The organism is Pseudomonas sp. FeN3W (genome assembly GCA_030263805.2).
In the GTDB taxonomy this organism is placed as follows: Bacteria; Pseudomonadota; Gammaproteobacteria; order Pseudomonadales; family Pseudomonadaceae; genus Stutzerimonas; species Stutzerimonas stutzeri_G.
This window is the reverse complement of the sequence record CP136010.1, coordinates 117171-143805: the sequence shown is the minus strand read 5'-3', so window position 1 is coordinate 143805 and position 26635 is coordinate 117171. Positions and strand designations below refer to the sequence as shown.

At 58.0% G+C, this 26635-nt stretch carries 19 protein-coding genes and 2 rRNA genes; 13 read left to right on the top strand and 8 right to left on the bottom strand.

Translation table 11 applies throughout. The features are described from left to right. Window positions 1–68 precede the first annotated feature (68 nt). Both clpA and clpS read right to left on the bottom strand, forming a co-directional pair. Window positions 69–2339, bottom strand: a complete 2271-nt coding sequence (gene clpA / locus P5704_000640; GenBank protein WOF79047.1) for an ATP-dependent Clp protease ATP-binding subunit ClpA — start codon at window positions 2337–2339, stop codon at window positions 69–71. A gap of 29 nt (window positions 2340–2368) precedes the next feature. Next, entirely contained in the window at window positions 2369–2731 is a 363-nt protein-coding gene (gene clpS, locus P5704_000635; GenBank protein ID WOF81138.1) for an ATP-dependent Clp protease adapter ClpS, read from the bottom strand. 218 nt (window positions 2732–2949) lie between these two features. Between clpS and cspD the strand changes: the two genes are divergently transcribed. Beyond that, the gene (gene cspD / locus P5704_000630; protein WOF79046.1) at window positions 2950–3213 is read left to right on the top strand and encodes a cold shock domain-containing protein CspD; all 264 of its coding nucleotides are present in this window, start codon (window positions 2950–2952) and stop codon (window positions 3211–3213) included. Between the two features lie 61 nt (window positions 3214–3274). Here the strand turns inward: cspD and icd are convergent, their stop codons facing one another. Next, on the bottom strand, window positions 3275–4531 hold the full coding sequence (icd, locus tag P5704_000625; protein ID WOF79045.1) for an NADP-dependent isocitrate dehydrogenase: 1257 nt from the start codon (window positions 4529–4531) through the stop codon (window positions 3275–3277). Window positions 4532–4893: 362 nt separating this feature from the next. On the opposite strand from icd, the gene P5704_000620 reads away from it, so the two are divergent. The 12 genes from P5704_000620 to P5704_000565 all read left to right on the top strand — a co-directional run bounded on the left by P5704_000620 (window position 4894) and on the right by P5704_000565 (window position 19759). Continuing rightward, the gene (locus P5704_000620) at window positions 4894–7122 is read left to right on the top strand and encodes an NADP-dependent isocitrate dehydrogenase (protein WOF79044.1); all 2229 of its coding nucleotides are present in this window, start codon (window positions 4894–4896) and stop codon (window positions 7120–7122) included. Window positions 7123–7227: 105 nt separating this feature from the next. Continuing rightward, the gene (locus P5704_000615) at window positions 7228–7668 is read left to right on the top strand and encodes an NUDIX hydrolase (GenBank protein ID WOF79043.1); all 441 of its coding nucleotides are present in this window, start codon (window positions 7228–7230) and stop codon (window positions 7666–7668) included. Between the two features lie 68 nt (window positions 7669–7736). Next, a complete protein-coding gene (gene mnmA, locus P5704_000610) occupies window positions 7737–8864 on the top strand; it encodes a tRNA 2-thiouridine(34) synthase MnmA (protein WOF79042.1) in 1128 nt (375 codons plus the stop codon). Further along, window positions 8861–9499 (top strand): high frequency lysogenization protein HflD, encoded by a 639-nt coding sequence (gene hflD, locus P5704_000605; protein WOF79041.1) that lies wholly within the window; start codon window positions 8861–8863, stop codon window positions 9497–9499. Before mnmA ends, hflD begins: the two co-directional genes overlap by 4 nt. An 87-nt stretch (window positions 9500–9586) precedes the next feature. Next, complete coding sequence (purB, locus tag P5704_000600) at window positions 9587–10957, top strand: adenylosuccinate lyase (protein WOF79040.1); 1371 nt, start codon at window positions 9587–9589, stop codon at window positions 10955–10957. Window positions 10958–11033: 76 nt separating this feature from the next. Then, window positions 11034–12200: a cupin domain-containing protein gene (locus P5704_000595; protein WOF79039.1), complete on the top strand. Its 1167-nt coding sequence runs from the start codon at window positions 11034–11036 to the stop codon at window positions 12198–12200. Beyond that, entirely contained in the window at window positions 12193–12618 is a 426-nt protein-coding gene (locus P5704_000590; GenBank protein ID WOF79038.1) for a GNAT family N-acetyltransferase, read from the top strand. Before P5704_000595 ends, P5704_000590 begins: the two co-directional genes overlap by 8 nt. Before the next feature lie 6 nt (window positions 12619–12624). After that, a complete protein-coding gene (locus P5704_000585; GenBank protein WOF79037.1) occupies window positions 12625–13254 on the top strand; it encodes a histone acetyltransferase HPA2 in 630 nt (209 codons plus the stop codon). Continuing rightward, window positions 13251–14060: a secretin N-terminal domain-containing protein gene (locus P5704_000580; protein WOF79036.1), complete on the top strand. Its 810-nt coding sequence runs from the start codon at window positions 13251–13253 to the stop codon at window positions 14058–14060. The genes P5704_000585 and P5704_000580 overlap by 4 nt, the downstream gene beginning before the upstream one ends. A gap of 483 nt (window positions 14061–14543) precedes the next feature. Continuing rightward, window positions 14544–16139, top strand: a complete 1596-nt coding sequence (locus P5704_000575) for an isocitrate lyase (protein ID WOF79035.1) — start codon at window positions 14544–14546, stop codon at window positions 16137–16139. 146 nt (window positions 16140–16285) lie between these two features. Next, window positions 16286–17611, top strand: coding sequence for an IS4 family transposase (locus tag P5704_000570; GenBank protein WOF81137.1), 1326 nt, complete (start codon window positions 16286–16288; stop codon window positions 17609–17611). A gap of 153 nt (window positions 17612–17764) precedes the next feature. Next, complete coding sequence (locus tag P5704_000565; protein WOF79034.1) at window positions 17765–19759, top strand: PhoX family phosphatase; 1995 nt, start codon at window positions 17765–17767, stop codon at window positions 19757–19759. 54 nt (window positions 19760–19813) lie between these two features. Here the strand turns inward: P5704_000565 and P5704_000560 are convergent, their stop codons facing one another. From P5704_000560 to P5704_000540, 5 genes are all read right to left on the bottom strand, one after another. After that, window positions 19814–20863 (bottom strand): AI-2E family transporter, encoded by a 1050-nt coding sequence (locus P5704_000560; protein ID WOF79033.1) that lies wholly within the window; start codon window positions 20861–20863, stop codon window positions 19814–19816. 122 nt (window positions 20864–20985) lie between these two features. Then, a complete protein-coding gene (locus tag P5704_000555; protein WOF79032.1) occupies window positions 20986–22302 on the bottom strand; it encodes an SLC13 family permease in 1317 nt (438 codons plus the stop codon). A 236-nt stretch (window positions 22303–22538) separates the two neighbouring features. Then, the gene (queD, locus tag P5704_000550) at window positions 22539–22895 is read right to left on the bottom strand and encodes a 6-carboxytetrahydropterin synthase QueD (protein WOF79031.1); all 357 of its coding nucleotides are present in this window, start codon (window positions 22893–22895) and stop codon (window positions 22539–22541) included. A 365-nt stretch (window positions 22896–23260) separates the two neighbouring features. Then, window positions 23261–23376, bottom strand: a 5S ribosomal RNA gene (gene rrf / locus P5704_000545). 134 nt (window positions 23377–23510) lie between these two features. Beyond that, window positions 23511–26395 (bottom strand): 23S ribosomal RNA (locus P5704_000540). Window positions 26396–26635 lie beyond the last annotated feature (240 nt).

Below are 26635 nucleotides of genomic sequence, written 5' to 3'. Positions count from 1 at the left end.
GGCCGCACGCAACGCCGGAACGAAAAACGCCCGGCCGAAGCCGGGCGCTCGATACTACATAGCTCAGGTCAGGCCAGCTCTGCAGTGGTCTCAAATTCGAAGAACGGCTCGCCGCCCCGAATATCGATGTGAACCACACCACCATGCTCGGCCAGCTCACCAAACAGGATCTCTTCGGCCAGCGGCCTCTTGATCTTGTCCTGAATTAGCCGTGCCATCGGCCGCGCACCCATCTGCGCGTCGTAGCCATGCTCAGCCAACCAGCTGCGCGCAGCATCTGACACCTCCAACGTCACATGCTTGTCTTCGAGTTGCGCCTGCAGTTCGATCAAGAACTTGTCGACAATGCTCTTGATGACTTCGTGACTCAGGCGGCCGAACTGGATGATGGTATCCAGACGGTTGCGGAACTCTGGCGTAAAGCTCTTCTTGATGACTTCCATCGCGTCGGATGCATGATCCTGCAAGGTAAAGCCGATAGAAGCCCGCGCCGCGGTTTCCGCGCCAGCATTGGTGGTCATGATGATGATCACGTTGCGGAAGTCGGCCTTGCGACCATTGTTGTCCGTCAGCGTGCCATGGTCCATGACCTGCAGCAGCAGGTTGAAGACCTCGGGGTGCGCCTTCTCGATTTCGTCCAGCAACAGCACACAATGTGGCTGCTTGGTGATCGCCTCAGTCAACAAGCCTCCCTGGTCGAACCCAACATATCCCGGAGGCGCGCCGATCAAACGAGACACGGTGTGGCGCTCCATGTACTCGGACATGTCGAAACGGATCAGCTCGACGCCCAGCGCTCGGGCCAGTTGGCGTGCAGCTTCGGTTTTACCCACACCGGTAGGCCCGGCAAAGAGGAACGATCCGACCGGCTTGTCCGGAGCCTTCAGCCCAGCCCGTGAAAGCTTGATGGCTGTCGCCAGCGAGTCGATCGCATCATCCTGGCCAAACACCGTGAGCTTCAGATCGCGCTCGAGGTTACGCAGCAGCTCCTTGTCCGAGCTGCTGACGTGCTTAGGAGGAATCCGCGCAATCTTCGCCACGATGTCTTCAACCTGTTCGACATCGATGCACTTCACCCGCTGCTCTTCCGGCTGCAGGCGCTGATAGGCGCCCGCCTCATCGATCACGTCAATGGCCTTGTCAGGCATATGCCGATCGTTGATGTAGCGCGAGGCCAATTCTGCTGCGGCACGAAGTGCCTCATCGCTGTATTCGATGTTGTGATGCTGCTCGAAACGTCCCTTCAGGCCGCGCAGAATGCCGATCGTGTCCTCGACCGACGGCTCGGTGACATCGACTTTCTGGAAGCGCCGCGCAAGCGCGCGATCCTTCTCGAAAATCCCACGGAATTCCTGGAAAGTCGTGGAGCCGATGCAGCGGATTTCACCGGAAGAGAGCAAGGGCTTGAGCAGATTGGACGCATCCATTACGCCACCCGAGGCAGCGCCAGCGCCGATGATCGTGTGAATCTCATCGATAAACAGAATGGCGTGCGGCCGCTTGCGCAACTCGCCGAGCAGCGCCTTGAAGCGCTTCTCGAAATCGCCCCGGTACTTCGTGCCCGCCAGCAGCGCGCCCAGATCCAGCGAGTAGACGACGCTATCAGCTAGCAGGTCCGGGACCTGGTTATCCACGATGCGTTTCGCCAGGCCTTCAGCGATAGCTGTCTTACCGACACCTGCCTCACCTACCAAAAGCGGGTTGTTCTTGCGCCGGCGCGCGAGAATCTGCGCGACACGTTCGACTTCATTCTCACGCCCCACCAGCGGATCGATCCGCCCTTGGCGCGCCAACTCATTCAGATTGCTCGCATAAGCATCCAGAGGATTGCCGGACGAACCCGGCTCACTACCGTCCTCGTCCTGCATTTCCGCGTCGTTTTCCGGACTGCCGGCATTACCAGGCACCTTAGAAATACCGTGCGCGATGTAGTTGACGACATCGATACGCGCGACGTTCTGCTGCTTGAGGAGGAATACGGCCTGACTCTCCTGCTCGCTGAAAATCGCGACCAGCACGTTTGCACCGGTCACCTCCCGCTTGCCAGAACTCTGCACGTGGAATACGGCACGCTGCAGAACACGCTGGAAGCCAAGCGTAGGCTGGGTTTCACGCTCTTCATCGTGCTGAGGAATAAGTGGAGTGGTGGAATCAATGAATTCCTGCAGATCGTGGCGTAGCTTGTCCAAGCTGGCACCACAGGCCCGCAGCACGGTCGCTGCAGCTTCATTGTCCAGTAGGGCCAACAGGAGGTGTTCAACCGTCATGAACTCATGACGTTTGGTACGCGCCTCTTTGAAAGCCAGATTCAGAGTGACTTCGAGCTCACGGTTCAACATAGCTTTCACCTCTTCTCCAGCAGTCGGAGTTAACCGTCCTTCTCGATCTCACAGAGCAGCGGGTGCTGGCATTCCCTTGCATATTGATTCACTTGCATCGCTTTGGTTTCGGCTACGTCGCGCGTATAGAGCCCGCAGACGGCCTGCCCCTCGGTATGGACGGCCAGCATGATCTTGGTGGCCTGCTCCCTGCTGTGATTGAAAATGCCTTCCAGCACCTCGACGACAAAATCCATCGGTGTGTAGTCGTCATTGAACATGACAACTTTATACATCGGTGGTGCCTTTAATTCCGGCTTGGCCTCCTGAACAGCGAGACCAGACGCGTCGTCTTCGTCCCGCTGGGGCCGGTCCTGATTGAATGTTAGTCGAATCTGAGCAAATGCATGCATGCGCATAACGGTTCTAAGTCGTGGCGCTGGGGCCAGATAAATATGGACAGCTTCGCAGCCAGCTGACGAGTCGCCTTGACTATCGGCAAAACGGTGATACAAACAGTATGTGCCTACAAGGGCAAACGGGTTGCGCAACATGAGGCCTCGGGCTGCATAAGCGCGGAATGAAATGGATGTTACTCCAGTAATGGACTCCTTTGCAGAGGGATAACAGCATGCTAAGCGGTAAGGTCAAGTGGTTCAACAACGCCAAAGGCTACGGCTTCATCGTAGCAGACGGCGGCGATGAGGACCTGTTCGCCCACTACTCGGCCATCCAGATGGAAGGCTATCGAACTCTGAAAGCTGGGCAAGCGGTCATGTTCAACATCCTGCAGGGTCCGAAAGGCCTTCATGCAACCGACATCAGGCCTCAGCAGGCCGTGTCCGAAGCGACGACCCCTGCCGCTGCCCAAGGCGTCTCGACAGTAGATGCCTGACTTGTCCTGAAACCAAACAAAAAGGCCGATCATCTGATCGGCCTTTTTCATTCCACGCCACTTACATGTGGCTGATCATCGCGTCGCCAAATTGCGAGCAGGACATCAGCTGGGCGCCCTCCATCAGACGCTCGAAGTCGTAGGTGACGGTCTTGGCGGCGATAGCGCTCTCGGTCGACTTGATGATCAGGTCTGCCGCTTCCACCCAACCCATATGGCGCAGCATCATCTCAGCCGAGAGGATCAGCGAACCCGGATTGACCTTGTCCTGACCGGCGTACTTCGGCGCGGTACCGTGCGTAGCTTCGAACATGGCGACGGTGTCGGAAAGGTTTGCCCCCGGGGCAATACCGATACCGCCGACCTCCGCGGCAAGCGCATCGGACAGGTAGTCACCGTTCAGGTTGAGTGTGGCGATGACGTCGTACTCGGCCGGGCGCAACAGGATCTGCTGAAGCATGGCATCGGCGATGGCGTCCTTGACCACGATGTTCTTGCCGGTGTTAGGGTTCTTGAACTGCATCCAAGGGCCGCCATCCAGCAGCTCGGCGCCAAATTCGTCGCGGGCCACTTCGTAGCCCCACTCCTTGAAGGCACCCTCGGTGAACTTCATGATGTTGCCCTTGTGGACAATGGTGACCGAGCTGCGGTCATTGTCGACGGCATACTGCAAAGCCTTGCGAACGAGACGCTTGGTGCCTTCCTGTGACACTGGCTTGACCCCAATACCGCAGTTCTCGGTAAAGCGGATTTTCTTGACACCCATCTCCTCGGTAAGGAACTTGATGACCTTCTCCGCCTCCGGGGAGCCTGCCTTCCACTCGACGCCGGCGTAGATGTCTTCGGAGTTCTCCCGGAAGATCACCATATCGACGTCGCCCGGCTTCTTGACCGGGCTCGGCACACCGGTGAACCAGCGAACCGGACGCTGGCAGACGTAGAGATCAAGCTCCTGGCGCAGCGCAACGTTCAGGGAACGAATGCCCCCGCCAACCGGAGTGGTCAGGGGGCCCTTGATCGACACCACGTAATCGCGAACAGCTTCGAGGGTTTCCTTCGGCAACCAAGTGTCCTGATCGTAGACCTGCGTAGCCTTCTCGCCCGCGTAGATTTCCATCCAGGCAATCTTGCGCTTCCCGCCATAGGCCTTCTGAACGGCAGCATCCACGACCTTGATCATCACCGGGCTGATGTCGACGCCAATGCCGTCCCCTTCGATATAGGGAATGATCGGGTTGTCGGGGACGTTCAGGGTGTTGTCGGCGTTAACGGTAATTTTGTCACCGCTGGATGGCACCTGGATCTTTTGGTATCCCATGCTGGACTCCGTCTTCGTGGTTAGACATCGATCATCTTTGAGGGTAACCCACTCGAATTGCCTGAAACTACATGTTCGTTCGTCGTATGCGCAATGCCGTTCTGCCCGAGGCTGGCTCGATGGTATACTGCCGGGATGACTCACAAGTCATAAGGGGCGAACCTGTCTTGTACAAGGTCTCGCCCCTTGAAACCTCAGAGTCGCTATCGCGGCTCGGCGGTTCAAATGCTCGACACTCTATTGGTGCATCCATCATCACCGCGGCGAATCCCCTTCTGGTTTCACCTAGACGGAGAGCCAGAGCGCCTACCCGGCGCACTCGGGATTCTGTGCTCGCCCTGCAAGAAGAGAGTTATCGCTAAATGTCCACCCCTTCGAAGATCATCTATACCTTCACCGACGAAGCCCCAGCACTGGCTACCTATTCGCTTCTTCCTATTGTAGAAGCCTTCTCCGCCTCCGCTGACATAGCCGTCGAAACACGCGACATCTCTCTTGCAGGGCGCATTCTTGCGAGCTTTGCCGACCAGCTCGACGCCGACAAGAAGGTCGACGACGACCTGGCCAAGCTTGCCGAGCTGACCGTTCAGCCCGACGCCAACATCATCAAGCTGCCCAACATCAGCGCCTCCGTGCCGCAACTCAAGGCCGCCATCGCCGAACTGCAAGCCCTGGGCTACAACATCCCCAACTTCCCGGAAGACCCGCAGACCGACGCGGAGAAGGATGCCCGCGCCCGCTACGGCAAGGTACTCGGCAGCGCCGTGAACCCCGTACTGCGCGAAGGCAACTCCGACCGCCGCGCTCCGGCCGCCGTGAAAGCCTACGCCCGCAAGCACCCACACTCGATGGGCAAGTGGAGCAAGGCTTCGCAGTCCCATGCCGACTACATGCGCGGCGGCGACTTCTTCTCCAGCGAGCAGTCGATCACCATGGAAAAAGCCGGTGACGTGCGCATCGAGTTCGTTGGCAAGGACGGCCAGGTCGAGGTCAAGAAGCAGCTGTCTCTGCAGGAAGGCGAAGTGCTCGACGGCATGTTCATGAGCTGCAACAAGCTGCGCGCCTTCTTCGAAGACACCCTGCAGGACTGCAAGGAAACCGGCGTGATGTGGTCCCTGCACGTCAAGGCCACCATGATGAAGATCTCTCACCCGATCGTCTTTGGTCATGCGGTCAGCGTTTACTACAAGGACGTGTTCGACAAGTACGGCGAGCTGTTCAAGGAACTGGGCGTCAACCCGAACAACGGCATCAGCAGCGTGTACGACAAGATCAAGTCGCTGCCGGTCTCGCAGCAGGAAGAGATCCTGCACGACATCCATGAGGTTTACAGCCACCGCCCTGAAATGGCGATGGTCGACTCGGTCAAGGGCATCACCAACCTGCACATCCCGAGCGACGTCATCGTCGACGCCTCGATGCCGGCGATGATCCGCAACTCCGGTCAGATGTGGGGCAAGGACGGCAAGCAGAAGGACACCAAAGCGGTAATGCCGGAGAGCACCTATGCCCGCATCTACCAGGAAATGATCAACTTCTGCAAAACCAACGGTGCCTTCGACCCGGTCACCATGGGCAGCGTGCCGAACGTCGGCCTGATGGCACAGAAAGCCGAGGAATACGGCTCGCACGACAAGACCTTCGAGATGCAGGCCGACGGCACCATGCGCGTCGTGCTGGCCGATGGCACTGTTCTGATGCAGCACGAAGTCGAGAAGGGCGACATCTGGCGCGCTTGCCAGACCAAGGACGCCCCGATCCGCGACTGGGTCAAGCTGGCCGTGACCCGCGCCCGCCAGTCGAACACTCCGGCGATCTTCTGGCTTGACCCGGAACGCGCTCATGATCGTCAGCTGCAGAACAAGGTCGAAACCTACCTCAAGGAACACGACCTGAGCGGCTTGGACATCCGCATCATGGGCTACAACGAAGCCATCCGTGTCAGCATGGAGCGCATGATTCGTGGCCAGGACACCATTTCGGTGACCGGCAACGTGCTGCGCGACTACCTGACCGATCTGTTCCCAATCATGGAACTGGGCACTTCGGCCAAGATGCTCTCCATCGTTCCGCTGATGGCGGGCGGCGGCATGTACGAGACCGGTGCCGGCGGTTCCGCACCAAAGCACGTGCAGCAGTTGATCGAGGAAAACTACCTGCGCTGGGACTCCCTGGGTGAGTTCCTCGCTCTGGCAGTGTCCTTGGAAGAAACAGGAATCAAGACCGGTAACGTCAAAGCCAAGATTCTCGGCAAGACCCTTGACCAGGCCACCGGCAAACTGTTGGACAACAACAAGTCGCCGGCGCGCAAGGTAGGTCAGATCGACAACCGCGGCAGCCACTTCTACCTGGCGCTGTACTGGGCGCAAGCTCTGGCCGCTCAGGACGAAGACGCCGAACTGAAGGCCCATTTCACCCCGCTGGCCAAGCAACTGACCGAGCAGGAAGCAACCATCGTTGCCGAACTGGCCGAGGTGCAAGGCAAGCCGGTGGATATCGGTGGCTACTACCGCTCCAATCCGGAACTGACCAGCAAGGTGATGCGCCCCAGCGCAACCTTCAACGCAGCCCTGGCCGCGCTGAACGCCTGAGTCAACGCTTGAGCGTTACCACGAACCCCGGCCTGGTGCCGGGGTTCGTGCTTTCTGAACGGAGGTGACTGTTATCATTCCCGTCATTTAAACAAGGCAGCTCTTATGGACTGGCAACCGCATATCACCGTCGCGACCGTTATCGAGGACCAAGGACGCTTTCTATTGGTAGAAGAACTCAAGGCGGGCCGTCTCGTCCTCAATCAGCCTGCCGGGCATCTCGAAGCCAATGAAAATCTGCGCCAGGCGGCAGTACGGGAAACCCTCGAAGAAACCGGCTGGGACGTCGAACTCATTGGCGTCGTGGGAATTTATCTGTACACCGCGCCCAGCAATGGTGTGACCTATCAGCGCGTGTGCTTCGCCGCCATGCCCCTGCAGCATGATCCGCAGCGTCAGCTCGACGAGGGCATTGTCGCCGCTCGGTGGCTGAGCCGCGACGAGCTGGAGGCGCAACCTGAACGCTGGCGCAGCGAACTGGTGCCACGCTGCATCGATGATTATCTGGCCGGGCCGCTGCATTCGCTTGACGTGATTCGCAACTGAACGCGGCTTCGTCATGCCTGCTGCAGCCTGATAGAATCCGCCCCTTTGCAGAGCCTCAGCGTGTTCCTATGTCTGTAACCACCCTCACCGCCCCGGAAAAAACACGTGTCATCGTCGGCATGTCCGGTGGAGTGGACTCTTCCGTTTCCGCCCTCCTGCTGCTCGAGCAGGGTTATCAGGTCGAAGGCCTGTTCATGAAGAACTGGGAAGAGGACGACGGCACGGAATACTGCACCGCCAAGGAAGATCTGGCCGACGCTCAGGCAGTGTGCGATCGGATCGGCATCAAGCTGCATACGGCAAACTTCGCAGCTGAATACTGGGACAACGTCTTCGAGCATTTCCTCGCCGAATACAAGGCGGGGCGCACGCCGAACCCGGACATCCTTTGCAACCGGGAGATCAAGTTCAAGGCCTTTCTCGACTACGCATTGATGCTGGGGGCAGATCTCATCGCGACCGGCCATTACGTGCGCCGGCGCGACGTGGACGATCGCAGCGAGCTGCTCAAAGGGCTGGACCCGAACAAGGACCAGAGCTATTTCCTGCATGCGGTTGGTGGCGAGCAGCTGAGCAAGACGCTGTTTCCTGTCGGCGAGCTGGAAAAGCCCGAAGTGCGGGCGATCGCCGAGAAGTACGGGCTTGCCACGGCGAAGAAAAAGGATTCCACCGGGATCTGCTTCATCGGCGAAAGACGCTTCAGCGACTTTCTCAAGCAATACCTTCCGGCCCAGCCCGGCAATATCGAAACCATCGATGGTGAAGTGATCGGTCGTCATCACGGCTTGATGTATCACACCATCGGTCAACGCCAGGGCCTGGGCATAGGCGGCCTCAAGGATGCTTCCGACGAGCCCTGGTACGTGCTGAGCAAGGACCTGCAGCGCAACGTGCTGGTGGTCGGCCAGGGCAACGATCATCCGTGGCTGTTCTCCCGCGCGCTGCTGGCGTCGGAAATCTACTGGGTGAACCCCGTCGACCTCAACGCACCGCTCAAGCTGACCGCCAAGGTCCGCTATCGCCAGAGCGATCAGGCCTGCACGCTGGAAAAGACGGCAGATGGTTATCGTGCCGTGTTCGAAGCGCCACAACGAGCGGTGACACCGGGCCAGTCGGTCGTGTTCTACGACGGCGAAATCTGCCTGGGCGGCGGTGTGATCGAGCAGGCCGAACCCTGGTTCGAGGGCAGAGCATGAATACGCTCGACGAACAGCTGATCGCACTCGGCGCAGTGTTCGAATCAGCAACGTTGGTGGACCGCATCGCTCGCACCGGCCAGGTTCCGAACGCCTCGCTCGGCTGCATGCTGGGCAGCCTGCTGGCCCGCAATCCGGAAACTACGCTGGAAATCTACGGCGGAGACGACCTCAATCTGCGTGACGGCTATCGCGCGCTCGTAGGCGCCCTGGAGCGCGACAGCAGCGCGCTGCAGCGCGAACCGTTGCGCTACGCACTGGCGATGATCGGTCTGGAGCGCCAGCTGGACAAGCGCGACGACATGCTGCAGGTCATCGGCAGCCGGCTGGATCAAATTCAGCAGCAGGTCGAGCACTTCGGCATCACCCATGAGAATGTCGTGGCCTCGTTCGGCGGGTTGTACCAGGACACCCTGAGCACTTTCCGCCAGCGCATTCAGGTTCAAGGCGACATGCGGCACCTGCAGCAGACGGATAACGCAGCCAAGATTCGCGCCCTGCTGCTCTCCGGAATTCGCTCGGCACGCCTGTGGCGCCAGCTGGGCGGGCACCGTTGGCAAATGATCTTCAGCCGCCGCAAGCTGCTCGATGCGCTCTACCCAAGGCTGCGCTCGACTCAGGGCGAAGACCACTAGCGGCGGCGAATGTACCGGGCCCACTCGGCCCATTCGTGTATAATCTGCGCCCTCTTTTCGTTGCCTGACTGTCCGAGAATGCCCTCTATGCAGCTTTCCTCGCTCACGGCGGTTTCCCCCGTCGATGGCCGCTACGCCGGCAAAACCAGCGCCTTGCGCCCGATCTTCAGCGAATTCGGCCTGATTCGTTGCCGCGTCCAGGTCGAAGTCCGCTGGCTCCAGCGCCTGGCAGCCCACCCAGGCATTCCGGAAGTCGCCCCCTTCTCCGCCGAAGCCAACTCGGTGCTGGATCAGCTGGCCGAGAACTTCCAGCTGGAGCACGCCGAGCGCGTGAAGGAATTCGAGCGCACCACCAACCATGACGTCAAAGCCGTGGAGTACCTGCTCAAGGAGCAGGCCAAGCAGCTGCCGGAATTGGCCAAGGTCAACGAATTCATCCATTTCGCCTGCACCAGCGAGGACATCAACAACCTGTCCCACGCGCTGATGCTGCGTGAAGGCCGCGACAGCGTGCTGCTGCCGCTGATGCGCCAGCTGGCCGAATCGATTCGCGCCCTGGCCGTGCAATTCGCTGACGTACCGATGCTCTCGCGTACGCATGGCCAGCCGGCGTCGCCGACAACGCTCGGCAAGGAGCTGGCGAACGTGGTGTACCGTCTGGAGCGCCAGATCGCCCAGGTCGCCGCCGTTCCGCTGCTGGGCAAGATCAACGGCGCCGTGGGCAACTACAACGCTCACCTGAGCGCCTATCCGGAGATCGACTGGGAAGCCAACGCCCGCGAATTCATCGAAGGCGATCTCGGCCTGGCCTGGAACCCCTACACCACCCAGATCGAGCCGCACGACTACATCGCCGAGCTGTTCGACGCCATCGCGCGCTTCAACACCATCCTGATCGACTTCGACCGCGACGTCTGGGGCTACATCTCCCTCGGCTACTTCAAGCAGAAGACCGTCGCCGGCGAGATCGGCTCCTCGACCATGCCGCACAAGGTCAATCCGATCGACTTCGAGAACTCCGAAGGCAACCTCGGCATCGCCAACGCACTGTTCCAGCACCTAGCCAGCAAGCTGCCGATCTCCCGCTGGCAGCGCGACCTGACCGACTCCACCGTGCTGCGCAACCTTGGCGTCGGCTTTGCCCATAGCGTCATTGCCTACGAAGCGAGCCTCAAGGGTATCGGCAAGCTGGAGCTCAATGTCGCACGCATCGCCGAGGACCTGGACAATTGCTGGGAAGTGCTGGCCGAACCGGTACAGACCGTGATGCGCCGCTACGCGGTGGAAAACGCCTACGAAAAGCTGAAGGACCTGACTCGCGGCAAAGGCATTACCCCCGAAGCCCTGCAGACTTTCATCGACGGTCTGGATATTCCAGACGCAGCGAAGGCAGAACTACGCAAATTGACGCCGGCCAACTACATCGGCAACGCCGTTGCCCAGGCCAAGCGCATCTGAGTGCGCCCATGTATGCACGCCCGGCTGTGCCGGGCGTTTTTATTTTCAGCTCTGTATATAGAGCAAGGTGTTACGCATGACTTCTGATATTCCACTTCAAATCCTGGGCGGTATCAGCGCCCGGGAATTTCTGCGCGACTACTGGCAGAAGAAACCGCTGCTCATTCGCCAGGCCATTCCAGACTTTCAGAGCCCCATCTCGCCGGACGAACTGGCTGGCCTTTCGCTGGAAGAGGAAGTCGAATCCCGCCTGATCATCGAGCACGGCGAAAGCCCTTGGGAGCTACGTCGCGGTCCCTTTGCCGAAGACACCTACCAGCAGCTGCCCGAGCGTGACTGGACCCTGCTGGTCCAGGCTGTCGACCAACTGGTACCGGAAGTCGCCGATCTGATCGAGCACTTCCGCTTCCTCCCCAACTGGCGCATCGACGATGTGATGATCAGCTATGCCGCACCGGGCGGCGGTGTCGGCCCGCATTTCGACAACTACGACGTATTCCTGCTGCAGGCACATGGTCAGCGCCGCTGGCGCATCGGGCAAATGTGCGACAGCGAAAGCCCGATGCTGACCCACGGCGATCTACGCATCCTGGCCCAGTTCGAAGGCACCGATGAATGGGTGCTGGAACCCGGTGACATGCTTTACCTGCCGCCTCGCCTGGCCCACTTCGGCACCGCCGAGGATGCCTGCATGACCTACTCGGTCGGTTTCCGTGCCCCTAGCGCAGCCGAGGTACTGACCCACTTCACCGACTTCCTGGCGCAGTTCCTGCCGGACGAGGATCGCTACAGCGACGCCGATCTGCAACCGAGCGACGATCCTTACCAGATTCAGAGCGACGCACTGGACCGATTGAAAGCGCTGCTTGCCGAGCACATGAGCGACGAGCGCCTGTTGCTCACCTGGTTCGGCCAGTTCATGACCGAGCCCCGCTACCCGGAACGAGTGGAGGGGCCCGAGCTTGACGAGATCGATCTGCGCTCGGCAATCGAAGATGGCGCCCTGCTGGTCCGCAACCCGGCGGCACGCCTGGCCTGGAGCGAAGTTGACATCGGCCTGCTACTGTTCGCCAGTGGCCAGAGCCGGCTACTTCCCTCTAAGCTGCGCGAGCTGTTGAAACTGGTCTGCTCGGCTGACGCATTGCACGCCGATAACATCGGCGAGTGGCTGAGCGACGACGATGGCCGGGGGCTTTTGTGCGAGCTGGTCAAACGAGGAAGTCTGGAGTTTGCTGATGAATAGCGTTCAGGTACGGATCGCCGACTGGCAGCACGACAACGCCGAACTGCGGCGTATTCGGGAAGCCGTGTTCATTGCCGAGCAGGCCGTTCCGCCCGAGCAGGAATGGGATGCCGACGATAACGAAGCCGTGCATTTTCTCGCCCTTGAGGGCGACTACCCGATCGGTACCGCACGCTTGCTGGCCGACGGGCAGATTGGCCGGGTTGCAGTGCTGCGCGACTGGCGCGGCATGAACGTGGGCGATGCCCTGATGCGCGCAGTCCTTGCAGAGGCGGAGCGCCGAGGCCTGACGGAGCAGACGCTGACGGCGCAGGTTCACGCTACCGCCTTCTATGAGCGGCTTGGTTTTGAAGTGGTCAGCGATGAGTTTCTCGAAGCCGGAATCCCCCACGTCGACATGCTCCGCCGGAGCCACTGAGGCCATATGAGCGACAGCGCCCCTGACGAAAGCAGCGATCAGGCCGAACTCCCGGCCATAGACTTTCACTCTCCGGGGCGTTTTGCCGTTCATAACCCCCAAGCGGACCTCCCCGAGCCTCTCGCTTGGCAAGCAGCCGCCTTCGAGCTTGGACAGAACACCGAGCTGCAGCGCTTCAGCGAACCCAACGAGGTTCGCCGGCATGCGTTGGCCATGCTGCAGCAGGCGACTCGCTCTCTGTGCATCTACAGCACGGATCTGGAGCCCTGGCTTTATCACCACAGCAGCGTTCAGCAGGCTTGCACTCGCCTACTGCTGGCCCATCCGCGCAACCGCCTGCGTATCTTGATCAGCGACCCGACACGAGCGATCAAGGAAGGTCACCGTCTTCTGCAGCTTGCTCGGCGATTGACCAGCAATGTACATATCCGCAAGCTGAACCCCGATTATCCCGAACAGAGCGGCGCCTATCTGATCGCCGATGATTGTGGTCTGCTGCAACGCCCCAAGGCGGACCAATACGCCGGCTACGCCCTGTACCACGACCTTGCCCAGGTGCGCGTGCGCCAAGCGGAGTTCGACAAGGCCTGGGAACATGGACTAGCGGATACAAACCTGCGGAGTTTTCTGCTATGAGCCCTCGTATCTTTCTGCTGGCCGTCGCACTCAGCATCTGTCTTCCGTTGCAAGCGGCGACCGAAGTCATCCAGCTCAACAACCGCATGGCCGAAGACGTTATTCCCGTAGCGGAGTCGGTGCTCGGGGGCCAGGGTCGGGTTACAGCCTATGGCAGCCAGCTGATCGTCAACGCACCGGACGCGCTCATCAGCGAGCTGCGGCAGGTCATCGATCAGCTGGACGTCGAGCCCAAGCGCCTGCTTATCAGTGTCGATACCCAGGACTCGGCCAGCAGCTCCGCCGGCGGTTATCAGGTGGACGGCTCGGTACGCTCCGGTGACGTGGAGTTTGAAACCGGACGCGGAGAGATTGGCGGACGTGATCGGGTGCGAATCATCCGCCGCAGCACGAACAGCCGGGATGGCGGCGTTCAGCAGATTCAGGCCAGCGAGGGTTATCCGGCGCTGATTCAGGTCGGTCAGAGTGTGCCGCTGACCACACAAGGCACAGATGGCTACGGCCAGATCTACCAGCAGACGCAATATCGCGACGTTCTCCGCGGCTTCTACGCCACCGCCACAGTGCACGGCGACCGGGTGCAGATCACCATAAGCAGCACCCGAGACCGGCTTGCGCAAGGCCGTAGTGGCGTCGTGGAGGTTCAGAACGCGGATACACGAGTGAGCGGTCGTATCGGTGAGTGGATCACCATCGGCGGTGTCGATGAAAGCGCGAGCTCCGAGCAGCAAGGCACGTTACGTCGCTATTCCACCCAAGGTAGCCAGAACCTGTCCATGCGCCTCAAGGTCGATGTTCTGGACTGAACGTCGGCAGGTCCCTGACATTGATGTCGCGATGTAGTGCCCCAAAAAAAACACTACAAAACGATTGACGATGCAATTTCAGCGGAGCATTATTGCCCCGCTCCCGCTAACCAGGGGCCCTGGCAAGGGTCTCCGGGGCGTGCTCAAGCCAACCAGCCGAGCCGTTCCGTGACTGTACTGCCCACAAGGCGGACTGACGAGGTTGCGACTGGAACGAGTCGTCCTGAGGGACGGGGTAGCGATTGACGCATCAGCCAGTCTGACAGCTTCTCGTTGTTGTAGCGCACACGGCAGCCACGCCGGCTGTGGGCGCAGCAACCGGAACCAGCCCGGCGGTCGTATCCCCCCTTCTCTTGGTTCAATCCTCGTCCCGGTCGATATTTCGACGCTCTGCCGCGTGTTGCCCGCAATGATCAGCGATAGCACGTAGGTTTCGGTGGGAAAAGTCGGTGCTCAACCACACTCATTTTTGAAGGATTGAACATGTCCGCATATCAAGACGACATCAAGGCAGTTGCCGCCCTGAAAGAGCAATACGGCAGCAGCTGGGCCGCCATCAACCCTGAGTCCGTCGCTCGCATGCGCGCCCAGAACCGCTTCAAGACCGGTCTGGAAATCGCTCAGTACACTGCCGACATCATGCGCAAGGACATGGCCGAGTACGACGCCGACTCGTCCGTCTACACGCAGTCCCTCGGTTGCTGGCACGGTTTCATCGGTCAGCAGAAGCTGATCTCGATCAAGAAGCATCTGAAGACCACCAACAAGCGTTACCTCTACCTGTCCGGCTGGATGGTTGCCGCTCTGCGTTCCGAGTTCGGCCCGCTGCCGGACCAGTCCATGCACGAGAAGACTGCCGTCTCCGACCTGATCGAAGAGCTGTACACCTTCCTGCGTCAGGCTGACAGCCGCGAGCTGGACCTGCTGTTCACTGCACTGGACGCCGCTCGTGAAGCTGGCGACAACGCCAAGGCTGCCGAGATCCAGGCGCAGATCGACAACCACGAAACCCACATCGTCCCGATCATCGCCGACATCGACGCTGGCTTCGGTAACCCGGAAGCCACCTACCTGCTGGCCAAACGCATGATCGAAGCCGGTGCCTGCTGCATCCAGATCGAGAACCAGGTTTCCGACGAGAAGCAGTGCGGCCACCAGGACGGTAAAGTGACCGTTCCGCACGCCGACTTCCTCGCCAAGATCGCGGCCGTTCGTTACGCCTTCCTCGAGCTGGGCATCGACAACGGCGTGATCGTTGCGCGTACCGACTCCCTGGGTGCCGGCCTGACCAAGCAGATCGCTGTGACCAAAGAGCCGGGCGACCTGGGCGACCTGTACAACTCCTTCCTGGATTGCGAAGAAATCTCCGAAGCCGAGCTGGGCAATGGCGACGTCGTAATCAAGCGCGAAGGCAAGCTGCTGCGTCCGAAGCGTCTGCCGTCCAACCTGTTCCAGTTCCGCAAGGGCACCGGCGAAGATCGCTGCGTACTGGACTGCATCACTTCGCTGCAGAACGGCGCCGACCTGCTGTGGATCGAAACCGAGAAGCCGCACGTTGGCCAGATCAAGGCCATGGTCGACCGCATCCGCGAAGTCATTCCGAACGCCAAGCTGGTTTACAACAACAGCCCGTCGTTCAACTGGACGCTGAACTTCCGTCAGCAGGTGTTCGACGCTTTCGTTGCCGAAGGCAAGGACGTATCCGCCTACGACCGCGCCAAGCTGATGAGCGTCGAGTACGACGAAACCGAGCTGGCACAGGTTGCAGACGAGAAGATCCGCACCTTCCAGCGCGATGGTTCGGCTCACGCCGGCATCTTCCACCACCTGATCACCCTGCCGACCTATCACACTGCCGCGCTGTCCACCGACAACCTGGCCAAGGGCTACTTCGCCGACCAAGGCATGCTGGCCTACGTGAAGGGCGTTCAGCGTCAGGAACTGCGTCAGGGTATCGCCTGTGTCAAGCACCAGAACATGGCTGGCTCCGACATCGGCGACAACCACAAGGAGTACTTCGCTGGCGAAGCGGCTCTGAAGGCGAGCGGTAAAGACAACACCATGAACCAGTTCCACTAAGAATCGGTTCGCGGCCTTCACCGGCCGCAGGTGTTAACAAAAAGCCTCGGCATCTGCCGTAATGCTGTTCACTTAAGCATTTGAGTCCAAGCCGGGCTTTCCAGAAAATCCGATATCAGTCTCCTGGTATCGGATTTTTTATGCCCATTCAGCAGCAACTGTTCGACCTTAGCGACCTCTTCAACTTCTCCGACCTCAGCACCTTCACTCAGAACATCCCTGTCGAATGGGTTGCCAGTGCGCTCAACCTCTCTGCTCAGGCCACCATAAGACGGCGACGCCTACCGAGTGACCAGGTGCTTTGGTTGGTGCTGGGCATGGCGCTGTTCCGCGATGAGCCCGTACATGAAGTAGCCAGGCGCCTGAATATTTGCGCTCAAGGCCTGGCATCTGATCAATTACTGGCGCGCAGCGGTGTGACTGAAGCGCGTAAAAGGCTGGGTGCCGACCCGGTCGAGTCCTTGTTCCGTCAGACAGGTAAACAATGGGGCTGCGAGCGATACGAAGGCGATGCTTGGCACGGCTTGCAAGTATTCGCAGTAGATGGCGCATTTCTGCGAACCCCTGACTCACCTGAGCTGAGAGAACATTTCGGTTCTGGCAATACGGGCAACGACCGCCAGACGCCTTTCCCAATGCTACGGCTTGTTGCCCTGATGAATGTGCGCTCCCACGTGATCCTCGATGCTCAGCTTAGTCCCTACCGGGACAGCGAAATGCGCCTGGCCGAAACCTTCCTGAGTCAGATCCCGGACAATTCGATCACATTGTTCGACAAGGGCTTCTGGGGTGCTGATCTGCTGTTGGGCGTGGTGGGTGGAGGAAGCAATCGGCACTGGCTGACGCCAGCGCGCAAGGGGCTGGTGATGGAGGAAGTCGAGCGTTATGGCGAACATGATCGCCGTGTTCGGATGAAGGTCTCGCCCCAGGCACGCAAACGTAATCCCGAGCTGCCTACACACTGGGAGGTGCGTGAGGTCAGCTATGAAAGCCGAGGGCGCGTCAGATCGTTGCTCACTTCTCTGCCGGCCAAGGGGTACAGCACAAAAGCTGTCGCCGAGTTGTATCTGGAGCGTTGGGAGATTGAGTTGGGCTTCAGGGACATCAAAAGCTCAATGCAACAAAACGCGGTGACGCTACGGAGCAAGAAGGTCGAGCTGATTTATCAGGAGGTGTGGGGGCTCCTGCTCGCTTATAACATCATCCGTCGGGAGGCCAGCCAAGCCGCAGTCACCTTTGGCCGAACACCATCGGATATACGCTTCAAGCCCGCCTGCCAGTACATTGCGGTGCAACTGATCGTCATGGCAGCGGCCAATCCGGTATCGGCAACAGGTAGAAGGTTGGCTGAGTTAAGAGGAGGTGTCGGGGGGATGTTTCTGGATCACCGTCCAAGGCCAAAAAGGCCAAGGACGGTGAAGATTTCCAAAACCCGATATCCGGTGGATCGTAAGGCTGCCCCGCTTAAGTGAACAGCATTACGGCATCTGCCGAGGCTTTTTTTTTGCGAGCAGACTGCGTAGAAGAGGATGACATTTCGTCGGCACGGCGCCTACCTGTCATTCTGTTGTCGCATATCGAATTTAGCGTCATGGCTCCGACAAAAATCGAAATGGAGCTGCGCCGTGACTACTGAGAACAACGACATTTTGTTTGGCAACGGGGACGAGTTGCCCAGTAACCATTCGACGAATCCGCACATTCAGGATGTGATCTCTGCTGGCCGTCGAAGGGTAGTGGTTGGCGGCGCAGCTCTGGGAGCCATGGCCTTTCTCGGTGCCGCTATTCCTGGACTTGCGCAAGCGGTTGAACCACCCGCGCAAGGGCTCAAGGACCTCCCGTTCCGACGCCGCACTCGCCTGCCGTTCTCTCCAGTAGCGGTAACGCGGGCCGATGCTATCACCGTCCCCGCCGGCTATTCCGCGACCACCTTCATTCCATGGGGCACCCCCATTACCGGCAGCTACCCGACCTGGATGGAAGACGCGAGCAATAGCGCCGAAGACCAGGCTCAACAAGTCGGCATGCATCACGACGGAATGCATTTCTTCCCGATGAATGCAAAACTCGGCGGGCGCCAGAGCGATCACGGCTTGCTGGTTCTGAATCACGAATACATTCAAGCGCCTCTACTCCACCCCAACGGCCCGACGGTGGTCGATGGCAAGCGTGTCGATGTCGACGAGGTCCGCAAGGAAATCAACGCCCACGGCGTTTCGGTAGTAGAGATCCGCCGCGGTCCGCGTGGCGATTGGTCGGTCTTACCGACGGCACGTAACCGCCGCATTACGGGTGCCACGCCGATGCGTATTGAAGGCCCCGCGCGCGGCCATGCGTTGATGCGCACCCGCTACAGCCCGAGCGGTACCTCAACCCGCGGAACGCTTAACAACTGCGCCAACGGGCATACGCCTTGGGGTACCTACCTCACCTGCGAGGAAAACTGGGCAGGTTACTTCGCCACCGGCGACAGCGACCTACCTCGAGAACTTAGCCGCTATGGTGTGCGCGGCAGCGGTCGTTATGGCTGGGAGACAGTTGCCGGAGATGAGTTCGAGCGCTTCAACGCCTCACGCATCGCAACCGATCCACAAGCGGATTATCGTAACGAGCCAAACACCTTTGGCTGGATCGTCGAGATAGATCCGTTCGATCCGAACTCGACGCCAGTCAAGCATACGGCCCTCGGTCGTTTCGCCCACGAGGGCCTGGTGTTCGCCCCGGTAAGGCCAGGCCGGCCCGTTGTCTGTTATTCCGGCGATGATTCGCAGAACGAATATATCTACAAGTACGTCAGCCGCGACCGCTACCGGCCACAGCGAAGCGACGGGCGACTGCTGGACGAAGGGATTCTTTATGTCGCGCGCTTTAACGCTGACGGCAGCGGCGACTGGCTCGCTCTGGACCATGCCGATCCGGCATTCCAGCGTGCCTGCGAGGCCGCCGGCGTTCGATTTGCGGATCAAGGTGAAGTCCTGATCAACACCCGCCTGGCCGCCGACATCGTCGGAGCCACCAAGATGGATCGGCCGGAATGGGGCGCAGTGAACCCGGATAGCGGGGAGGTCTACTTTACCCTCACCAACAACAGTGGACGCCAGGAAGCAGACGCCTCCAATCCGCGTGCACCGAACGCATTTGGTCACATCATTCGCTGGCGTGAAGCGAGCCGCGACTTTGCGGGCACGCGCTTCAACTGGGATATCTATTTGCTGGCCGGGCCACGAGAGAATAGTCGAGGGCCGAAGGGTCGAGCGCTGGATGACAGCAACATCATGGCCAGCCCGGATGGTCTGTGGTTCGACGACGAAGGCCGGCTGTGGATCCAGACCGACATGAGCGGTAGCCAACTGAGCAGCGGGCCATTTGGTAACAATCAGATGTTGGTTTCTGATCCCGGCACCGGTGAGACCAAGCGGTTCCTCGTCGGGCCTCAGGGCGCAGAGGTAACCGGAATCACCGCAACACCGGACTTTCGAACCCTGTTCGTTAACATCCAGCACCCCGGCGAAGACTCGACCGCGACCAACTACACAAGCATCTGGCCGGACGGACCGGGGCGCAGGCCGCGTTCAGCAACAGTCATCATCACGCGGGAAGACGGAAAGCGCCTGATGTGACTGCGGAGGGAGGGGCCAAGCCACAAGGCCTGTCCCCTCTTCCACTAACCATGCTCAAGGCTCATCTGGCGAGGTGAAAAGTCCCCAGGTCGATATGAATAACGCTGCGACCAGCGGGCCGATCACGAAGCCATTCAGCCCGAACAATGCCAGCCCCCCCAGCGTCGAGATAAGCACGACGTAATCCGGCATCTTTGTATCTTTTCCAACCAGGATCGGTCTGAGGATGTTGTCCACCAGGCCGATTACCAGCACACCATAGAGCGTAAGTATCACGCCCTGCCAGATCGCACCGGTCATCAAGAAATAGATGGCTACCGGCGTCCATATCAGGCCCGCCCCGACTGCGGGCAACAATGACAGGAATGCCATCAGCACGCCCCACAGCAGTGCCCCGGAAATTCCGAGCACGGCAAAGATGATTCCGCCGAGCGCTCCTTGGGTAACGGCGACGACAATATTTCCTTTTACCGTCGCGCGTACGACTCGCGTGAACTTGCTGAACAGACGCCGCTTCTGAGCATCGCTGAGCGGAATGGCCTTCCTGATGCGTGCCACCAGGTCGCGCCCGTCGCGAATCAAGAAGAACAGTAGGTACAGCATGACGAAGAAGCTAACCAGGAACTGGAACGTCCCCTGGCCAAAACTGAATGCTTTGGTGGCGAGGAACTGACTCCCCTCCAGCGCTCCAGAGGCCAGCCGCTCGCGCATGGAATCGAGGTCACCAAAACCGAAGCGCTGAAGCTGCAGCTGTATCGATTGAGGCAGTAGCTCGCGGAAATTGGCGACCCAGCTGCCGATGTCCAGCTCACCACTTTCGATCTGCTTGTAGAGGGTCGCCCCTTCTTGAACCAGCATCCCGGCGATCAAAATTACCGGCAATACGGCGACCAGCAACGAAACCAGCAAGGTGATTAGGGCTGTCAGATTGCGTCGCTGGCTAAACCGTCTGTAAAGATACCGCTGCAAGGGTGCGAAGATGATCGCCAGTATCACCGCCCAGAAGACTGCCCCATAGAACGGCAGTAGGATCCAACCAAAAGCCAGAGACACCACCACCAGCAGCGCAAGAAAGACCTTCTGCTCGAGCCTCGAATTGTCCATTGTTGACCTTGTCGCTGCGTTTGGTTCTGTTTAGTCAACGAGCGGCGGTACGAGTGCGGGGCAGGCAGATAATTCAGTGTCAGGCTGGAGTTAGGTGTCAGCTGACACTGAATTTGATTGGGTTACAACATCATTGCCGCCAGCCAACCAAATGCCAGGAGTGGCAGGTTGTAATGCAGGAAGGTCGGCACGACAGTATCCCAGATATGATTGTGCTGACCGTCTGCATTCAAGCCGGCAGTCGGACCGAGAGTGGAGTCGGATGCGGGAGAACCGCCATCGCCCAGAGCGCCGGCAGTTCCGACCAGACTAACGATCGCTAGCGGACTGAACCCCAGCTCGACACCAAGAGGAACAAAAATCGCGGCGATGATCGGCACTGTGGAAAAAGAAGATCCAATACCAATGGTCACCAACAAACCAACCAGAAGCATCAACAGCGCGCCAATAGGCTTGCTGTCACCGATCCACTGAGTCGAAGCATCTACCAGCAGCTTGACCTCGCCGGTTTCACGCATCACCTCGGCAAAACCAGCGGCCGCGATCATGATGAAGCCAATCATGGCCATCATCTTCATCCCGTCGGTAAACAGGTCATCCGCTTCGCGCCAACGCACCACGCCGGACACGGAAAAGATCACGAACCCCGCAAGTGCGCCAAGTATCATCGAGTCCAGCCAAAGCTGAATCACGAAGGCTGCTGCAACTGCGATAGCAGCCACTAGCAGCGTGGGAGGGCTGTAGGTCACTGTGGTTTTTTCAAGCTGCTCGACACGCACAAGGTCGTATTCACGGGGCTTTCGATAGCTATAAAAAGCAATCAGCAATCCCACAAGCATCCCTATTGCGGGGATCAGCATCGCCTGCGTGACTTTGATTCCAGTTACATCCACTCCGCTTTTAGCGACATTTGCCAGCAATATCTCGTTCAAGAAAATATTGCCGAACCCGACCGGAAGAAACATATACGGGGTAATCAGACCGAACGCGAGCACACATGCAATCAAACGCCTATCGATTCTCATCTTCGACAGCACAAAAAGCAGCGGGGGAACCAGCAGGGGAATAAATGCGATATGAATAGGCAGGATATTCTGTGATGAAACAGCAACGGCGAGCAGCAAGCTGATCATCATCCACTTAACCGCTCCGCTGCCTTGCGCGCCCTGCTTTCCAACCAAAGCTAGCGCCTTATCAGCAAGGGCGTGAGCCAACCCACTTTTTCCAATGGCAACGGCGAACGCACCCAGCAACGCATAAGACAAGGCAACTGTTGCACCACCGCCTAGCCCCTTGTTGAAGGCCGCCAAGCTACCCTCAATTCCCAAGCCTCCAATCAAACCGCCAGCCATAGCTCCGGCGATGAGCGCGACCACTACGTGCACGCGGCAAAGACTCAGAATCAGCATGATGCCAACAGCCGCAACAACTGCGTTCATTGAATTCTCCATATAAACGACGTACGTCGCGAAAAAACGCCGTACTCTGCAATAACGATGCTGAGGTGTCAAAAGGTAGATCTGCACGTATAAGCAACTTACACGTATCTACCCGGGGAACGCGCTGGCACGAGTACTTTCTCAAATGCCTACTTGGGCCACCGTCGTCTGATATAGACGCCTAGCATGGGAATGATCAGACCGCACCCTACTGATTCGCGTTGGCTGGACAGTGCTCAATCGCCGCAGTATTCACAACCGCTTGTACAGGTTTCATGAATTCGGATGCGCGAAAGTTCAGGTAGCAGCGGTTTGAGCTCATTCCAGATCCATTTCGCAAGATTCTCGCTGGTGGGGTTTTCTAGCCCAGGAATATCATTCAGGTAATTGTGATCCAGCAGCTCGTACAATGGTTTGAAGATAGACTTGATTTCACCAAAATCGCGAATCCAGCCCGTATGCGGATTCACTGTACCGCTGATATACAACGCTACCCGGAAAGAATGCCCGTGCAATCGGCCACATTTGTGTCCCTGCGGCACATTCGGCAAACGATGTGCTGACTCAAACGTAAACTCTTTGAATATTTCCACTAGATAGACTCACAGTCTGGTCGCCAGATTGAGGCGCGATTTTACGCGTTTTGACAGCCTGGCACATGCATTACATCGGCTGTGGATACTGGGCGATGAGCGAATGAATATCGTTGTGGATGTGCTGGAGCACTAACGTCAAGCTGGAATCAGCCAAGCCTGGAGACTAAGTGTCTGATTCTTCAACCCTTAGCCCCGAGCATGCGGAGCGATCGCCCACTAAATGTAGCCGCAGAATTTTTGCCAAGACTAGTAGTATCAACTGTCCTAAGGGCAATCAACGAATTGTCCAACGCCTTGTGCTTTTCTCCACCGCAAAAGCAAACCCCCGGCCAGCTTGCGCGGGTCGGGGGTTTGGAAAAGGAGCTTGACGATGACCTACTCTCACATGGGGAGACCCCACACTACCATCGGCGATGCGTCGTTTCACTACTGAGTTCGGGAAGGGATCAGGTGGTTCCAACGCTCTATGGTCGTCAAGCAATTCAGTTGCTGCCTCGGGGTTTAGCCGCTGCAGCGAATTGGGTATGTGATCGAACGGGTATTGCGTGTTCGTGCAGATTTTCGGTTTGTTTGTCGACTTACCGTCTAACAGCCAAATTGTTTGGGTGTTATATGGTCAAGCCTCACGGGCAATTAGTATGGGTTAGCTCAACGCCTCACAGCGCTTACACACCCCACCTATCAACGTCGTAGTCTTCGACGGCCCTTCAGGGAGCTCAAGGCTCCAGTGAGATCTCATCTTGAGGCAAGTTTCCCGCTTAGATGCTTTCAGCGGTTATCTCTTCCGAACGTAGCTACCCGGCAATGCCACTGGCGTGACAACCGGAACACCAGAGGTTCGTCCACTCCGGTCCTCTCGTACTAGGAGCAGCCCCTCTCAAATCTCAAACGTCCACGGCAGATAGGGACCGAACTGTCTCACGACGTTCTAAACCCAGCTCGCGTACCACTTTAAATGGCGAACAGCCATACCCTTGGGACCGGCTTCAGCCCAGGATGTGATGAGCCGACATCGAGGTGCCAAACACCGCCGTCGATATGAACTCTTGGGCGGTATCAGCCTGTTATCCCCGGAGTACCTTTTATCCGTTGAGCGATGGCCCTTCCATACAGAACCACCGGATCACTAAGACCTACTTTCGTACCTGCTCGACGTGTCTGTCTCGCAGTCAAGCGCGCTTTTGCCTTTATACTCTACGACCGATTTCCGACCGGTCTGAGCGCACCTTCGTACTCCTCCGTTACTCTTTAGGAGGAGACCGCCCAGTCAAACTACCCACCATACACTGTCCTCGATCCGGATAACGGACCAGAGTTAGAACCTCAAAGTTGCCAGGGTGGTATTTCAAGGATGGCTCCACGCGAACTGGCGTCCACGCTTCAAAGCCTCCCACCTATCCTACACAAGCAAATTCAAAGTCCAGTGCAAAGCTATAGTAAAGGTTCACGGGGTCTTTCCGTCTAGCCGCGGATACACTGCATCTTCACAGCGATTTCAATTTCACTGAGTCTCGGGTGGAGACAGCGCCGCCATCGTTACGCCATTCGTGCAGGTCGGAACTTACCCGACAAGGAATTTCGCTACCTTAGGACCGTTATAGTTACGGCCGCCGTTTACCGGGGCTTCGATCAAGAGCTTCGCTTGCGCTAACCCCATCAATTAACCTTCCGGCACCGGCAGGCGTCACACCCTATACGTCCACTTTCGTGTTTGCAGAGTGCTGTGTTTTTAATAAACAGTCGCAGCGGCCTGGTATCTTCGACCGGCATGGGCTTACGTAGTAAATACTTCACCCTCACCGGCGCACCTTCTCCCGAAGTTACGGTGCCATTTTGCCTAGTTCCTTCACCCGAGTCTCTCAAGCGCCTTGGTATTCTCTACCCAACCACCTGTGTCGGTTTGGGGTACGGTTCCTAGTTACCTGAAGCTTAGAGGCTTTTCCTGGAAGCATGGCATCAACCACTTCGCTTTCTAAAAGAAAGCTCGTCATCAGCTCTCGGCATTAAGACCCCGGATTTACCTAAGATCTCTGCCTACCACCTTAAACAAGGACAACCAACGCCTTGCTGGCCTAGCCTTCTCCGTCCCCCCATCGCAGTAACTAGAAGTACGGGAATATTAACCCGTTTCCCATCGACTACGCTCTTCAGCCTCGCCTTAGGGACCGACTCACCCTGCGTCGATTAACGTTGCGCAGGAACCCTTGGTCTTTCGGCGTGCGAGTTTTTCACTCGCATTGTCGTTACTCATGTCAGCATTCGCACTTCTGATACCTCCAGCCAGCTTCTCAACTGACCTTCACAGGCTTACAGAACGCTCCTCTACCGCTCAACTTGCGTTGAACCCGTAGCTTCGGTACCTGGTTTGAGCCCCGTTACATCTTCCGCGCAGGCCGACTCGACTAGTGAGCTATTACGCTTTCTTTAAAGGATGGCTGCTTCTAAGCCAACCTCCTAGCTGTCTAAGCCTTCCCACATCGTTTCCCACTTAACCAGGATTTTGGGACCTTAGCTGACGGTCTGGGTTGTTTCCCTTTTCACGACGGACGTTAGCACCCGCCGTGTGTCTCCCGTGCTGACACTTGCTGGTATTCGGAGTTTGCATCGGTTTGGTAAGTCGGGATGACCCCCTAGCCGAAACAGTGCTCTACCCCCAGCAGTGATACACGAGGCGCTACCTAAATAGCTTTCGAGGAGAACCAGCTATCTCCGAGCTTGATTAGCCTTTCACTCCGATCCACAGGTCATCCGCTAACTTTTCAACGGTAGTCGGTTCGGTCCTCCAGTCAGTGTTACCTAACCTTCAACCTGCCCATGGATAGATCGCCCGGTTTCGGGTCTATTCCCAGCGACTAGACGCCCTATTAAGACTCGCTTTCGCTACGCCTCCCCTATTCGGTTAAGCTCGCCACTGAAAATAAGTCGCTGACCCATTATACAAAAGGTACGCAGTCACCTAACAAAGTAGGCTCCCACTGCTTGTACGCATACGGTTTCAGGTTCTATTTCACTCCCCTCTCCGGGGTTCTTTTCGCCTTTCCCTCACGGTACTGGTTCACTATCGGTCAGTCAGTAGTATTTAGCCTTGGAGGATGGTCCCCCATATTCAGACAAAGTTTCTCGTGCTCCGTCCTACTCGATTTCATTGATAAGAGATTTTCGCGTACAGGGCTATCACCCACTATGGCCGCACTTTCCAGAGCGTTCCGCTAATCTCAAATCAACTTAAGGGCTAGTCCCCGTTCGCTCGCCACTACTAAGGGAATCTCGGTTGATTTCTTTTCCTCAGGGTACTTAGATGTTTCAGTTCCCCTGGTTCGCCTCACACACCTATGTATTCAGTGTGTGATAACCATCTTATGATGGCTGGGTTCCCCATTCAGACATCTCCGGATCACAGCCTGTTTGCCGACTCCCCGAAGCTTTTCGCAGGCTACCACGTCTTTCATCGCCTCTGACTGCCAAGGCATCCACCGTATGCGCTTCTTCACTTGACCATATAACCCCAAGCAATCTGGTTACTGTCTATAACGTGAAGACGACATTCGCCGAAAATTTGCATAGAGAACACGCAAATTTTACCTTGACTTGAATAATCACCAGTGAAAGTGATCACTCAAATCTACTTCTATCACATACCCAAATTTTTAAAGAACAGTTCTGGCGCAAAGACCAGAAATCAATACCCTCACCCATCATCAGATGCGCAAGCAGCACTCATTTCTGAGCTTTCAGCG

Coding starts and splice junctions, on each gene's coding strand:
- P5704_000590 (WOF79038.1), top strand. CDS start 12,193: ATGAATAGCGTTCAGGTACGGATCGCCGACTGGCAGCACGACAACGCC.
- P5704_000555 (WOF79032.1), bottom strand. CDS start 22,302: ATGAACGCAGTTGTTGCGGCTGTTGGCATCATGCTGATTCTGAGTCTT.
- P5704_000585 (WOF79037.1), top strand. CDS start 12,625: ATGAGCGACAGCGCCCCTGACGAAAGCAGCGATCAGGCCGAACTCCCG.
- purB (WOF79040.1), top strand. CDS start 9,587: ATGCAGCTTTCCTCGCTCACGGCGGTTTCCCCCGTCGATGGCCGCTAC.
- hflD (WOF79041.1), top strand. CDS start 8,861: ATGAATACGCTCGACGAACAGCTGATCGCACTCGGCGCAGTGTTCGAA.
- P5704_000595 (WOF79039.1), top strand. CDS start 11,034: ATGACTTCTGATATTCCACTTCAAATCCTGGGCGGTATCAGCGCCCGG.
- P5704_000560 (WOF79033.1), bottom strand. CDS start 20,863: ATGGACAATTCGAGGCTCGAGCAGAAGGTCTTTCTTGCGCTGCTGGTG.
- mnmA (WOF79042.1), top strand. CDS start 7,737: ATGTCTGTAACCACCCTCACCGCCCCGGAAAAAACACGTGTCATCGTC.
- P5704_000580 (WOF79036.1), top strand. CDS start 13,251: ATGAGCCCTCGTATCTTTCTGCTGGCCGTCGCACTCAGCATCTGTCTT.
- cspD (WOF79046.1), top strand. CDS start 2,950: ATGCTAAGCGGTAAGGTCAAGTGGTTCAACAACGCCAAAGGCTACGGC.
- P5704_000575 (WOF79035.1), top strand. CDS start 14,544: ATGTCCGCATATCAAGACGACATCAAGGCAGTTGCCGCCCTGAAAGAG.
- clpS (WOF81138.1), bottom strand. CDS start 2,731: ATGCATGCATTTGCTCAGATTCGACTAACATTCAATCAGGACCGGCCC.
- P5704_000620 (WOF79044.1), top strand. CDS start 4,894: ATGTCCACCCCTTCGAAGATCATCTATACCTTCACCGACGAAGCCCCA.
- icd (WOF79045.1), bottom strand. CDS start 4,531: ATGGGATACCAAAAGATCCAGGTGCCATCCAGCGGTGACAAAATTACC.
- P5704_000615 (WOF79043.1), top strand. CDS start 7,228: ATGGACTGGCAACCGCATATCACCGTCGCGACCGTTATCGAGGACCAA.
- clpA (WOF79047.1), bottom strand. CDS start 2,339: ATGTTGAACCGTGAGCTCGAAGTCACTCTGAATCTGGCTTTCAAAGAG.